General features: G+C 67.4%; 12 protein-coding genes. All 12 read left to right on the forward strand.

All coding sequences use genetic code 11. The features are described from left to right. The first annotated feature begins 3 nt into the window (after positions 1–3). The 12 genes from argC (at position 4) to tyrS (ending at position 13,040) form a co-directional block, all read left to right on the forward strand. On the forward strand, positions 4–1,104 hold the full coding sequence (gene argC, locus Q4A20_RS10860) for an N-acetyl-gamma-glutamyl-phosphate reductase (RefSeq protein ID WP_303122889.1): 1,101 nt from the start codon (positions 4–6) through the stop codon (positions 1,102–1,104). Further along, positions 1,101–2,297, forward strand: coding sequence for a bifunctional glutamate N-acetyltransferase/amino-acid acetyltransferase ArgJ (gene argJ / locus Q4A20_RS10865; RefSeq protein WP_303122891.1), 1,197 nt, complete (start codon positions 1,101–1,103; stop codon positions 2,295–2,297). Before argC ends, argJ begins: the two co-directional genes overlap by 4 nt. Next, the gene (gene argB, locus Q4A20_RS10870; protein ID WP_303122892.1) at positions 2,294–3,229 is read left to right on the forward strand and encodes an acetylglutamate kinase; all 936 of its coding nucleotides are present in this window, start codon (positions 2,294–2,296) and stop codon (positions 3,227–3,229) included. Before argJ ends, argB begins: the two co-directional genes overlap by 4 nt. Beyond that, the gene (locus Q4A20_RS10875) at positions 3,226–4,458 is read left to right on the forward strand and encodes an acetylornithine transaminase (RefSeq protein WP_303122893.1); all 1,233 of its coding nucleotides are present in this window, start codon (positions 3,226–3,228) and stop codon (positions 4,456–4,458) included. Before argB ends, Q4A20_RS10875 begins: the two co-directional genes overlap by 4 nt. Beyond that, positions 4,455–5,018 (forward strand): arginine repressor, encoded by a 564-nt coding sequence (locus Q4A20_RS10880; protein ID WP_303122894.1) that lies wholly within the window; start codon positions 4,455–4,457, stop codon positions 5,016–5,018. Before Q4A20_RS10875 ends, Q4A20_RS10880 begins: the two co-directional genes overlap by 4 nt. 88 nt (positions 5,019–5,106) lie before the next feature. After that, complete coding sequence (locus Q4A20_RS10885; RefSeq protein WP_303122895.1) at positions 5,107–6,330, forward strand: argininosuccinate synthase; 1,224 nt, start codon at positions 5,107–5,109, stop codon at positions 6,328–6,330. Positions 6,331–6,599: 269 nt separating this feature from the next. Continuing rightward, entirely contained in the window at positions 6,600–8,051 is a 1,452-nt protein-coding gene (locus tag Q4A20_RS10890; RefSeq protein ID WP_303122897.1) for an O-antigen ligase, read from the forward strand. An 8-nt stretch (positions 8,052–8,059) separates the two neighbouring features. Then, positions 8,060–9,562, forward strand: coding sequence for an argininosuccinate lyase (gene argH / locus Q4A20_RS10895; RefSeq protein ID WP_303122899.1), 1,503 nt, complete (start codon positions 8,060–8,062; stop codon positions 9,560–9,562). Positions 9,563–9,573: 11 nt separating this feature from the next. Further along, positions 9,574–10,284: a DNA-3-methyladenine glycosylase gene (locus Q4A20_RS10900; RefSeq protein ID WP_303122901.1), complete on the forward strand. Its 711-nt coding sequence runs from the start codon at positions 9,574–9,576 to the stop codon at positions 10,282–10,284. Next, positions 10,281–10,919, forward strand: a complete 639-nt coding sequence (locus Q4A20_RS10905; RefSeq protein ID WP_303122903.1) for a bifunctional 2-polyprenyl-6-hydroxyphenol methylase/3-demethylubiquinol 3-O-methyltransferase UbiG — start codon at positions 10,281–10,283, stop codon at positions 10,917–10,919. Before Q4A20_RS10900 ends, Q4A20_RS10905 begins: the two co-directional genes overlap by 4 nt. Continuing rightward, positions 10,916–11,617, forward strand: coding sequence for an endonuclease III domain-containing protein (locus Q4A20_RS10910; RefSeq protein WP_303122904.1), 702 nt, complete (start codon positions 10,916–10,918; stop codon positions 11,615–11,617). Before Q4A20_RS10905 ends, Q4A20_RS10910 begins: the two co-directional genes overlap by 4 nt. Positions 11,618–11,777: 160 nt before the next feature. Next, positions 11,778–13,040 (forward strand): tyrosine--tRNA ligase, encoded by a 1,263-nt coding sequence (gene tyrS / locus Q4A20_RS10915; protein ID WP_303122905.1) that lies wholly within the window; start codon positions 11,778–11,780, stop codon positions 13,038–13,040. Positions 13,041–13,354: the final 314 nt, after the last annotated feature.

The following is a 13,354-nucleotide window of genomic DNA, read 5'->3' on the forward strand; positions in this document are numbered from 1 at the left end:
CGGGTGACTTGGACAGCAGCGGTCGCCGGAGCGACCGGGTATGCAGGCGGAGAGGTCCTCCGCCTCCTCGCCGCCCATCCCGGGATCGAGGTCGGCAACGTAACCGCCAACTCCTCGGTGGGCACGCGGCTGGGGCAGCACCACTCCCACCTGCTCGGCATGGCCGATCGGGAGGTTGCGCCCACTGACGTAGAGCACCTGGCGGACCACGACATCGTGGTGTTGGCACTCCCGCACGGCGTCTCGGGCGCCATCGCCGCAGCGCTGGAGCAGGCCCCCGGACCCACCCCCATTCTCGTGGACTGCGGCGCAGACCACCGCCTGACCAGTCGGGATGCCTGGGAGCGCTTCTACGGGACCGATTACGCCGGTGCCTGGACCTACGGCATGCCCGAACTGCTGCACGTCGGGGAGTGGGCAGCCGCCGCCCAGCGCACCGAACTGTCCTCCACTGGCCGCATCGCGGTCCCCGGCTGCAACGTCACCGCCGTCACCCTCGCCGCCCAGCCCGGCGTGGCCGCCGGACTCATTGATCCTTCCCGCTTGAACGCCGTTCTGGCCGTGGGCTACTCCGGTGCCGGTAAGGCGCTGAAACCCCACCTGACGGCTTCCGAGGCGCTCGGCTCCGCACAGCCATACGCCGTGGGCGGCACCCACCGGCACATTCCCGAGATCATCCAGAACCTCCAGGTCGCGGGTGCACAAGCCGATGCCCTGGGACTGTCCTTCACCCCGGTGTTGGTTCCCATGAGTCGCGGCATCCTCGCCACCGTGACGGCTCCGGTCACGGAGGCCGTGCGCGCCAGTGGAGATCCATACGCAGCGCTGCGCCAGTCCTGGCAGCGCGCCTACGGCGCCGCCGGGGAGGGGGAGGCGTTGATCCAGTTGCTGCCCGAGGGTATCTGGCCCACAACCGGCGCCGTCGTCGGCACCGGGGTGGCCACCGTGCAGGTGACATACGACTCCGCCGCTAATGCGGCGGTGATGATCTGCGCGATCGACAACCTCGGCAAGGGCACGGCCTCGGCCGGCCTCCAGTCTCTCAACCTTGCGCTGGGGCTGCCGGAGACCACCGGAGTGATCACGGAAGGAGTCGCACCATGAGCGTAACCGCTGCCGCCGGCTTCCGCGCCGCCGGTATTCATGCCGGGCTGAAGGAGTCCGGCAGGCCCGATCTGGCCGTCGTAGTCAATGACGGTCCCCTCGACGTCGCTGCCGGCGTGTTCACCACCAACCGGGTAACCGCCGCCCCTGTGCGCTGGTGCCGCAGTGTGCTGGCGGGTGAGCGTGGCCAGGCGGGCGCTGCCCGCGCCGTCATCCTCAACTCCGGGTCCGCCAACGCCTGCACCGGTCCTGGCGGGCAGGCCGACACGGCCACGACCGCCGCCCGCGTCGCCGAGCTGCTCAGTAAGGATCACCCCGGTGTGCGGGCCGGTCAGGTGCTGGTGTGTTCCACCGGCGTCATCGGCATCCCCCTGGACATGCCGGCACTGCTGGACGGCGCTGCCGCCGCCGTTCAGAACCTTGCCGACACGTCGGACGCCGGCCATGACGCAGCCCGTGCCATCATGACCACCGACACGGTACCCAAGGAGGACGCGCTCAACCTGGACGGCTGGACCATCGGCGGCATGATCAAGGGGGTGGGCATGCTCGCCCCCGGGCTGGCCACCATGCTGTGCGTTATCACCACCGACGCCGTGATCGACGCCACGACCGCGGAAGCCGCCCTTGCCCGCGCCGCCGCCCGCACCGTGGGCCGCATCAACTCCGATGGCTGCATGTCCACCAATGACACCGTTCTGCTGCTGGCCTCGGGTGCCTCGGGCAATACCCCGGTGCCGGGTGAGTTCGACACCGCGCTTGAGGAGTTGTTGGGGCGCCTGGGGCGCCGGCTGGTGGCGGATGCGGAGGGAGCCACCCATGACATCGCCATCACCGTCAACGGCGCGGTCACCGAGGCGGCCGCGGAGGCGGCCGCCCGGACCGTGTCCGCCTCCAACCTGCTCAAATGCGCGGTTGCCGGTGAGGATCCCAACTGGGGGCGGGTCATCTCCCAGCTCGGGACCGTCCCCGAGACGGTCTGCCCCTTCGACCCCGAACAGGTGGATGTAACCATCAACGGCGTGACGATCTACCGCCATGGCGCCCTCGGCGAGGACCGCTCGACGGTGGACATGACCCCGCGGGAGACCCGCATCGACATCGACCTGAATGCGGGCGATGCCACCGCCACCGTCTGGACCAACGACCTCACTCACGGCTACGTCACTATCAACGCGGACTACACCACATGAGCACTACTCCTCCTCCCGGCTTGACCCCTACCCAGAAGGCCTCCGTCCTGCTGGAGGCAATGCCCTGGTTACGCGCCTACAAGGGGGCGACGATCGTCGTCAAGTACGGCGGCAACGCCATGGTTGACGATGCCCTCAAACGCGCCTTCGCCGCAGACATACTGTTCCTGCACCAGGTGGGACTGCGGCCCGTGGTGGTGCACGGCGGTGGTCCGCAGATCAGCGCCATGCTGGCCCGGCTCGGCATTGAGTCGGAGTTCAAGGGAGGCCTGCGTGTGACCACCCCTGAAGTGATGGACGTGGTCCGCATGGTGCTAACCGGGGGCGTGCAACGTGAACTGGTCAGCCTGCTCAACGAGTACAGTTCAGCCGCCGTCGGCATCTCCGGAGAGGACGGGGGACTGCTGCGCGCCCGGCAGCGCCTGGCCACCGTGGACGGTGAGCGTGTGGACGTTGGCCTGGTGGGCGACGTCGTGGAGGTGGATCCCCGCTCCGTGACCGAACTCCTGGACCAGGGCCGCATCCCAGTGGTCTCTTCGGTGGCCCCGCTCGTCGCAGATTCAACCACAGTGCTCAACATCAACGCCGACACCGCGGCGGCCTCACTCGCCGTCGCTCTGAAGGCACAGAAGCTGATCATCCTCACCGATGTGGAGGGCCTGTACTCAAGCTGGCCCGACCAGGACTCGCTGGTCTCCCGTATCGGTGCGGACGCCCTTGAGGCGCTCCTGCCCGAATTGTCCAGCGGCATGATTCCCAAGATGGAGGCCTGCCTGCGTGCGGTGCGCGGCGGCGTCGGCCAGGCACACGTCGTCGACGGCCGCCAACCGCACTCCATGCTGCTGGAGATCGTCACCGACGACGGCGTCGGCACGGTCATTCACCCCGATGTCGTTCCCCAGTCACGGACGAAAGGAGGCGCCACGATATGAGCGCACATTCCTCAACTCCTCCGGGCACCAACGAGACCTGGCGGGAGCAATATGAGGGCGCGGTTATGAACACCTTCGGCACCCCCGCGCGCGTACTGGTGCGCGGGGAGGGGGCCCGAGTCTGGGACGCCGACGGGAATGAGTTCATTGATCTGCTCGCCGGCATCGCCGTCAACTGCCTGGGACACGCCCACCCGGCCATCGTCACCGCCGTCACCGAGCAGTTGGCCACGCTGGGGCACATCTCCAACCTGTTCACCTCCCCGGCCCAAATCACCCTGGCCGAGGCTCTGGCCGAGCTGGTGTTCCCGGCGGCCCCGGCGCGCGCGCGAGTCTTCTTGGCCAACTCCGGCGCGGAGGCCAATGAGGCCGCCTTCAAGATCGCCCGCCGTCATGGCGGCACGGCACGCCCGCGCATCCTCGCGTTGGAGGGCGCCTTCCACGGTCGCACCATGGGGTCGCTCTCGCTGACTCATAGGCTCGCCTACCGCGAGCCCTTCGAACCGCTGCCCGGCGGGGTGGAGTTTCTTCCTGCCGGCGACGTGGATGCACTGCGGGGCGCGCTCGGCCCGGATGTGGCCGCTCTTTTCGTTGAACCCATCCAGGGTGAGGCCGGTGTACAGCCGCTGTCAGCCGAATACCTGGAAGCGGCACGCGAGCTCAGCGCAGCCGTCGGCGCCCTGCTGATCCTTGATGAGGTGCAGACCGGCATGGGCCGCAGCGGCGCCTGGATGGCGCACCACCTGCTCGCCCCCGGCGTCGTCCCGGATGTGGTCACCCTCGCCAAGGGCCTGGGCGGCGGCATGCCGATTGGCGCTACCGTGGCCACCGGCGCAGCTGCGCAGCTGCTCGGACCCGGTCAACACGGCACCACCTTCGGCGGCAACCCGGTGGCCGCGGCCGCCGCCCTGGCCGTTATAGACACCATCCGCGTGGAAGGACTGTTGAAGCGGGTGACCGAGCTCGGCGATCGGTGGGCGGTCGAGCTGGCCGCCGTGCCCGGTGTGACCGAGGTACGTGGAGCCGGTCTGCTGCGCGGTGTCGGTCTGGCCGACGCCGTCGGCCCGGCCTCCCAGGTGGCGTCCGACCTGGAGCGGCGCGGCTTCATCGTCAACCCGCCCCGCCCGGACACGCTGCGAATCGCGCCCCCGTTCATCCTCGCCGACGCCGACGCGGACGCCCTCACGGCCGCGCTCACCGACGTCCTGGCCGAGCGGGCGGCGATATGAGCACGCCCTCCACCGCGTCAGCACCCGACTCCGGTGCGGCCGCACCGGCGACTAAGACTGCCCGCCACGCCTTGATAGCCCGGATCCTCGCCCACGAGCGTATCCGCTCGCAGGCGGAACTGCGCGACGCCCTCGCCCATCACGGGGTGAGTACCACTCAGGCGACGCTCTCACGCGACCTGGTGGAGTTGCGGGCCACCAAGAGGCGTTCGGTAGGTGGTACCCAGGTGTACGCCATTCCCGAGGCCGGTGCGCCCGGCCAGGTGCCGCCCAAGGGAGCAGAAACGGAGTCACTGTCCGATCACGCCAGCGCCCGCCTGGCCCGCTGGTGCGCCGAGCTGGTGGTCACCGCCGAATGCGCCGGTAACCAACTGGTCCTGCGCACCCCCGCGGGCGCCGCTCAGCTGCTGGCAAGTGCGGTTGACGATTCCATGCTGCCGGGTGTTCTCGGCTGTATCGCCGGGGACGACACCGTCCTGGTCATCACCCGCTCCGAGACTGTGGCCGCGGAAGTGTCCGCCCATCTGCTGGCCCTGGCCGATCCGGGCTCGCGAGACTGACCGCGCCCTCCGCGCATTCTGTCCTGGCCGCTATCCCAACTACAAGCTGTCACACAGCTAACACCACAGAGAAAGAAACAGAACGCATATGAGCAAGCATCAAGACCGCGTCGTTCTCGCCTATTCCGGAGGCCTCGACACCTCCGTCGCCATCGGCTGGATTGGGGAGCAGACCGGCCGCGAGGTCGTCACCGTCGCCGTGGACGTTGGTCAGGGCGGGGAAGACCTGGAGGTCATCCGCCAGCGGGCTCTCGACTGCGGTGCGGTCGAGGCGTATGTGGCCGATGCGAAGGACGAGTTCGCCGCGGATTACTGCATGCCCGCCCTCAAAGCCAATGCGCTCTACGAGGGCAAATACCCCCTGGTGTCGGCCCTGTCTCGTCCGGTGATCGCCAAGCACCTGGTGCGAGCCGCTCGTGAGTTCGGCGCCAGTACTGTAGCTCACGGGTGCACCGGCAAGGGCAATGACCAGGTGCGTTTCGAAGTGGCCATTACCTCCATGGCCCCGGACATGAACTGCATCTCCCCGGTGCGCGACCTGGCCCTGACGCGGGATGTCGCCATCGACTACGCGGAGAAGCACGACCTGCCGATTGAGACTACCAAGCACAACCCCTTCTCCATCGACCAGAATGTGTGGGGCCGAGCCATTGAGACCGGGTACCTGGAGGACCTGTGGAACGCACCTACCAAGGACGTCTATGTCTACACCGACGACCCCACCTACCCGCCGCTGCCCGATGAGGTCGTGATCCACTTCGAGCAGGGCGTCCCCACCGCTATCGACGGCAAGCCGGTCACCCCCCTGCAGGCCGTGCAGGAACTCAACCGGCGTGCCGGTGCCCAGGGCGTGGGGCGCATCGACATGGTCGAGGATCGGCTGGTGGGCATCAAGTCCCGTGAGATCTATGAGGCGCCCGGGGCAGTGGCGCTCATTGAGGCGCACCAGGCCCTGGAGGCAGTTACGCTGGAGCGGTTGCAGCGCCGCTACAAGCGGCAGATGGAGCAGGCCTGGAGTGACCTGGTCTACGAGGCACAGTGGTACTCACCGCTCAAGCGCTCCATGGATGCCTTCATTGAGGACACCCAGCGGTATGTGACCGGTGATATCCGGATGGTGCTTCACGGAGGCCGGGCGACAGTCGACGGCCGCCGCACCGACACCGGTCTTTATGACTTCAACCTGGCCACTTACGAGACCGGCGACACCTTCGACCAGTCCTCCTCGCGCGGCTTCATCGAGATCTACGGCATGCAGTCGAAACTGGCGGCCGCCCGTGACGTCCGTGTGGGTGACGGCGTCACCTTCTAACGCCGAGGCGGGCAGTGGCAGCGCACCCGAACCGATATGAATGACGGCACCACCAGCGGTCGGCTGTTCCCACCCGGGACAGTCGGCCGTCGGCGGTGCCCGAGGCCGATTCTTCTCCTGCAATGTTTATTGCACCTCGATCAGGCCCGAAGACGGTTACGCTTCTGACGCTGTCGGCCGGTATGACGCACTGCCGTATCGTCCCTCCCCATCCGTCGCCTAGATCCGGGCGGCGAGGAACTTGAAGGCAACCACCCGCAAGGAGAAGCGTGCCAACCGATGACCGTGCTCGCGTTCCCGTGACCGTCCGCGGCTCGCGCCGCCCGCTGCTGCCCGTTTTCGGCACCTGGGCATTCTTCCTGACCTTCTCCGGCCAGGGGGTGCGTGATCTCATCGGCTGGTGGCCCTTCGGGCTGCTGGCCGCGCTCAGCGGCATCGCACTCCTAGTGGTGTTCGTGCGCGAGGGGCACCGTGTGCCGTGGCGCGCACTGCCTCCGGTGACGACGGCCTACGTGATTGTCTGCGTTCTAAGTGTCATCTGGTCCCAATATCCTCGCGAAACGGTGCTGGCGGCACTTCTGATGGTCGCCACCAGTGCGACCGGCGTACTGCTGGCATGCGGTCTGTCTCTGCGCCAACTGACCGATGCCCTCAGTCGCGCCCTGGAGGCCACCCTCGTGCTGAGCCTGCTGCTGGAGGCGTGGGTGGCCCTGGTGCTGCGCCATCCGCTCATACCGCTGTATATGCGCGACTGGGAAGAGGTGCCGATCTCGTATTACTGGGTAAACGGGGACCTGTTCAACGGCGGCCCGATTCAAGGAATTGTCGGCAACCGTAACCCGCTGGCCTTCATAGCCCTGCTCACCCTGTTGTGCGTGGTGGTGCGCTGGGCGGATCGAAGGGTGAGCCCATTAGGGCTGATCGTCTGGACGGGCACGTCGCTGCTAGTGCTGGCGCTCGCAGGTTCAGCAACCGTATCGGTCGCGCTGGCCGTGTGCGCCGCCGTTTGCCTGCTGCTGTGGGTGGTGCGCCTGATCCGGCCCAGTTGGCGTCCGGCGGTGCTCGTGACCGCGGCGGCTGCGGGCGTGGCGCTCATCGCGGCCGCGATCGGCTGGCACTCCCATGTGACGGCGGCGCTGGGCCGCAGCACGGACATGTCGGGCCGTTGGGAGATCTGGCAGCGGGTACTGGATCTGTGGGAGGACCATACAATCCTGGGGTGGGGGTGGATCATGTACTGGGTTCCTTGGTTGCCGGTGTTCGCCACTCTCGTGATCCGCCCGGACGGCACCCCCACCATGAGCGCCCACAACGCCTACATCGAGGCACTGTTTCAGACCGGCGTCGTCGGGGCGACACTCGTCGTCGTCCTGGTGATACTGCTCCTTTATCGCTCCTTCCGCCTGGCCCTGCGCAACATTGACTCCGACGCCTCGGTACTGCTGCCCGCCCTGCTGATGACAGCCATGACCGTGCAATCATTCACCGAGTCCCGGCTGCTGAGCGAGGGCAACTGGGTACTCGTGTGCGCGCTGGGTACCTGGCTGGGGCTGCACCGGCTCTACGAGCGTAACCGCGCCGCTGATGGGGACGCCGCCGGTGGCGGCGAAACCGGGAGCGTCGGAGCGCCCCGCGGCTCCGATGACGGTCCGGAACTCGAGGGTCTCGCGTCGGTCCGTGCAGCGAACGCACTCACGTCCGGCCGTCACGATGAGCCATGATGGGCCCCATGACGAGTCAGCCGAGTCAGACCCCCGCCGCTCCCACCGCCCCAGCCGGTATCAGCCTGTGGGGCGGCCGCTTCACCGGTGGTCCCGCCGACGCCCTGGCGGCACTGTCGATCTCCACCCACTTCGATTGGCGCCTGGCCCGCTACGACATCGCCGGCTCCCGTGCGCACGCCCGCGCCCTGCGTACCGCCGGTCTGCTCGACCGCGACCAACTGGACGGCATGCTGGGCGCCCTGGATCGGTTGGAGGAGGATGTCGTCTCCGGTGCCTTCTCCCCGGCACCCGCTGACGAGGACGTACACACGGCCCTTGAACGCGGACTCATGGAACGCGCCGGGCAGGATCTGGGCGGTCGGCTCCGTGCAGGCCGCTCCCGCAATGACCAGATCGCCACCCTGATTCGCATGTACCTGCGCGATCAGGCGCGCCACCTGGCCGGATTGGTGCTCGACGTGGTCGATTCACTCATCGATCAGGCCGCTGCCGCCGGTGAGGCCATCATGCCGGGCCGCACCCACCTGCAGCACGCCCAGCCGGTGCTGGTCGCCCACCAGCTGCTCGCCCATACCTGGCCGCTCATGCGCGACGTTGAGCGGCTGCGGGACTGGGATACACGTGCCGCTGTCAGCCCCTACGGTTCCGGGGCGCTGGCCGGCAACACTCTTGGCCTCGACCCCGACGCCGTGGCCGCAGACCTCGGCTTCGATGCGGCCTGTGAGAACTCCATCGACGGTACCGCCGCCCGCGACACGGTTGCCGAGATGTCCTTCGTGCTGGCCATGACGGCCGTGGACGTCTCCCGTCTGGCGGAGGAGATCATCATCTGGAACACCAAGGAGTTCGACTTCGTCACTCTTGACGACTCCTTCTCCACCGGTTCCTCCATCATGCCGCAGAAGAAGAACCCCGACGTCGCCGAACTGGCCCGTGGCAAGGCAGGTCGACTCATCGGCGATCTGTCCGGGCTGCTGGCCACCCTCAAGGCCCTGCCGCTCGCCTATGATCGAGACCTGCAGGAGGACAAGGAACCCGTCTTCGACGCCGTCGACACGCTCGCCGTGTTGCTGCCCGCCGTGTCGGGCATGGTCGCCACCATGCGGCTCAACTACGAGCGTATGGCCTCCCTGGCCCCCCAGGGCTTCTCCCTGGCCACCGATATTGCCGAGTGGTTGGTCAAACAGGGGGTCCCGTTCCGCGAGGCCCATGAGCTGTCCGGTGCCTGTGTGCGCGCATGCGAGCAGCGCGGAATTGAGCTGTGGGATCTTACCGATGAGGAGTTTGAGGCCATCGATTCGCGGCTGACGGCACAGGTGCGCAAGGTACTTTCCGCCGAAGGATCTGTCGCCGCTCGGGCCGGCCACGGCGGAACTGCCCCGGTGCGGGTGGTTGAGCAACTGGCCCGCGCCATCGAGCACTCCGCCGAACTGCGCGTGTTCGCCTGGGAGGGATCGCTATTGGACGGGCCTGCGGGCGGTTCCGGAACCGCCTACCGCGAGGCCTAGGAGCCGGGCGTATGACACGGCTGGAAGCGTCTGCAACGGACTCGTCCCGCGAAGAGCCTGCGGGTGCCGCAGGGGTGCCCGCAGAAGTGGTGTCGGCCCTGGTCGGCGACCCGGTTGAAGTGGCCCCGAGGCTGCTCGGAGCGGTCCTGACCGTGTCTTCCCCGCAGGGAGCGGTGTCGGTGCGGTTGACGGAGGTCGAGGCCTACCGGGGCGAGACCGACCCCGGCTCCCACGCCCACCGCGGCCGTACCGCGCGCAACGCCTCCATGTTCGAAGCCGCCGGCGTCGTCTACGTCTACTTCACCTACGGCATGCACTACTGCGTAAATCTCGTCTGCGGTCCAGCCGGCCTTCCCCGTGCCGTGCTTCTGCGTGGCGGGGAGGTGACGGACGGGCTCGAACTGGCGCGTCGGCGTCGCCAGGCAGCGCACGTAGACCGTGATCTGGCTCGAGGCCCAGCACGCCTGTGCCAGGCGCTGGGCCTGACCCGAGACGACGACGGGGCCCGGCTCGGCCCTCCCAGATCCCGTATCTCGCTCGCCCTGCCCGAGCCGGGTCGGGAACTCGGGTCGGGACGTCTGCGCACCGGCCCACGTACGGGCGTAGCCGGCCCCGGCGGAGACGGGAGCGCCTACCCGTGGCGCTTCTGGATCGATGGCGAGCCCACGGTCTCCCCCTACAAACCCGCCCGCCCCCGGACCCGGAGGAGGGACGCAGGATGACAGCCGCGGCCTCCCCACCACCCATCTGTTACTGGAACCACAATGCGGCCTTCCACGACGAGCTCGTGGCCGACGCCGCCAGGCGTGGTGGGCGCGCCCTGGATGTGGGCTGCGGTGAGGGACTGCTCATGGAGCGGCTCGCGGCCGTCTGCGACGAGGTCGTCGGGATTGAGCTGGACCAAGAGGCGGTTGGGCGTGCTCGTCGCCGACTCGTGGGCACCGACGGGGCGTGTGTACGGCAGGCGGATGTGATGAAGCCGAATGAGGTCGACGGTCTGGGAGAATTCGACACCGTCACCTGCGTGGCGGTCCTGCACCACCTGCCCCTGGCAGAGGGGCTGGAGCGCATGGCTGCGCTGGTGGCCCCGGGAGGCAGACTGCTGATCATCGGTCTGGCCGCCGATACCTCCGTCGTGGACTGGTTGCTGAGTGCACTGAGTGTGGTGCCCATTCGCGTCGCGAGCCTGCTCCACCACGAGCAGCGCGACATCGGCGTACCCACGGCACCGGCGCGTGAGTCACTGCGGGAGATTCGCGCGGCAGCCGCCCAGATCCTGCCAGGATCGCGGGTACGCCGTCGCTTCTACTGGCGCTACTCGCTGGTATGGGATCGACCTTTGGGATCGGGCCATTGACCGGGGGTCCTCAGCCGCTGCCAGTGCGCGACCTACTGACGATCCTGCGTACTGAACTGGGGGAGGCGCCGGTCTGGCCTGCGCAGACTCCCTTCGAATACGTGTGTGGGATCGTGCTGGTGCAGAACACGGCCTGGACGAATGTTGAACGAGCGCTGGACCGGTTGCGGGAGGCCACCGGATTCGAAGCCGAGCAATTGCTGTGTCTGACCGATTCGGAACTGACCACGCTCATCCGCCCGGCCGGGTTCATGCGGGCGAAGGCACGATCGCTGCGTGCCTTCGCCACCTGGATGCTGTCTGCGGATGGGAGGGCCGCTGAGGAACTGGGCGATGACGCCCTGCGTGCCGCACTGATGGCCCTGCCCGGCATAGGTCCGGAGAGCGCTGACGTGGTGGCGCTGATGGTCTACGGCAGACGCCGCTTCATCTTCGACACCTACGGGCGACGCCTTCTACGACAGGCCGGCTACGGGGTCCGCCGCGACTACGAAACTACCAGGCGCGCGCTGGAGGCCGACATCCATGCCGAGGAACTGAGCCTTGCCGAACTGGTTGACCTGCACGGGTTGATCATCGAAGCCGGCAGGCGGGCCCGCGCCGTTGGCGGTTGGGAGGTCTACGGCCCCATGATCGGGATCGGTTCGGTGCAGGTGCGGCAGGTCCCGGACTCGGCCCGGACATCTGGGCGCAGTTGAGGCCTTCCCAGATGTTGGTTATTGGCCTGCCACCGTACTCGTCCGTCGCTCCGCCGCCTCACCCGGGGAACCGGGATGCCGTGGCAGACTAGCCCGCGCCGGGCGAATGCGCCGGCCCCGGACACCACGCACCGGGACGAACCAAGGAAGGCACCGGACCGTGACCGATATCCTGGACGAGCTGCAGTGGCGGGGCCTGATCGCCCAGCACACCGACATAGACGCGCTTCGTGCGGCGCTGAACACAGGGGCGGTCACCTTCTACTGCGGCTTCGACCCGACCGCGCCCTCCCTGCATCACGGTCACCTGGTCGCCGTCAAAGTGATGCGGCACCTGCAGTTGGCGGGGCACCACCCGCTTGCTCTGGTCGGTGGTGCTACAGGACTCATCGGCGATCCCCGCGCTAAGGGGGAGCGGACGCTGAACACCAAAGCAGTGGTCGCCGAGTGGTCGCAGGGGCTGCGCTCCCAGCTCGAGCACCTGCTCGACTTCGAAGGCGACAACCCTGCGCGCATCGTCAACAACCTGGACTGGACCGCGCAGCTGAGCGCGATCGACTTCCTAAGAGATCTGGGCAAGCACTTCCGTATGGGAACCATGCTTTCCAAGGACATCGTGGCACGCCGCCTGGCCAGTGAGGAGGGGATCTCCTTTACCGAGTTCAGTTACCAGGTCCTTCAGGCGAACGACTACCTGGAGCTGTTCCGCCGTCACGGTTGCACTCTGGAGGTTGGCGGCAATGATCAGTGGGGCAACCTAGTGGGCGGTATGGACCTCATTCGCAAGGTCGAGGGTGCCGCTGTACATGTAATGACCAACCCGCTGATCACCAAGGCGGATGGGACCAAGTTCGGCAAGAGCGAAGGCGGAGCCATCTGGCTCAACCCGGACATGCTCAGCCCCTATGCCTTCTACCAGTTCTGGCTGCAGGTGGACGACGCCGACGTGGTGCGGTTCCTCAAGGTCTTCACCTTCCTGGCGCGCGAGGAGATCGAACGCCTGGAGGCCACTGTGGTGACCAACCCGAAAGCGCGTGAGGCTCAACGCGTACTTGCGCACGAAGTAACCATGTGGGTGCATGGCCCTGATGCGACCGGGCAGGCCGAGGCGGCGACTAAGGCTTTGTGGGGTAGGGGAGACTTGACCGCATTGGATGAGGTGACACTCGCGGCCGCCACCGCGGATCTGCCGGCAGCGCCCCTCGAGGTGAGTCGTTCGACGATTGTCGACCTGTTGGTGGCCGCAGGTCTGGAGAAGGGCCGCAATGCCGCACGTAAGACTGTGGCTGCGGGAGGCGCCTACCTGAACAACGTCAAAGTGACCGATGAGGATGCGCCGGTCACCCCGGATCAGCTGCTGGCGGGCGGCCTCGTGCTCGTCCGCAAGGGTCGCCGCAATCTGGCGGTCGCACGGAGCGCCTGAACGAGTTCCGTTGGATCTCTGACGACCTGTGTCCGTTGTCACCGCGCGTGCGTTTGACGGCCTGGGTGCACGTGCGTAAATTAATCGCTCGCCGCCGCCTGTGGGGTGACTCGCGGGAGGCGGAATCGGGAACTGAGCAGGTTCCAGACGAGACGGGGATCACCGATCTCCGGTTTGACCCGGCTCGTGTGAACCGCTAAAGTTCTCTAGGCGCTTCCGAGGCGAAGCGGAATGCCGATAAGGCGCCGCGGATACTTGGTGGGTGTGTTGTTTGGGATCTCGATAGTGTGTCGTGTTTGTTTGTTTTGGTTGGT

This window comes from Actinomyces sp. (genome assembly GCF_030530635.1).
GTDB lineage: Bacteria > Actinomycetota > Actinomycetes > Actinomycetales > Actinomycetaceae > Actinomyces.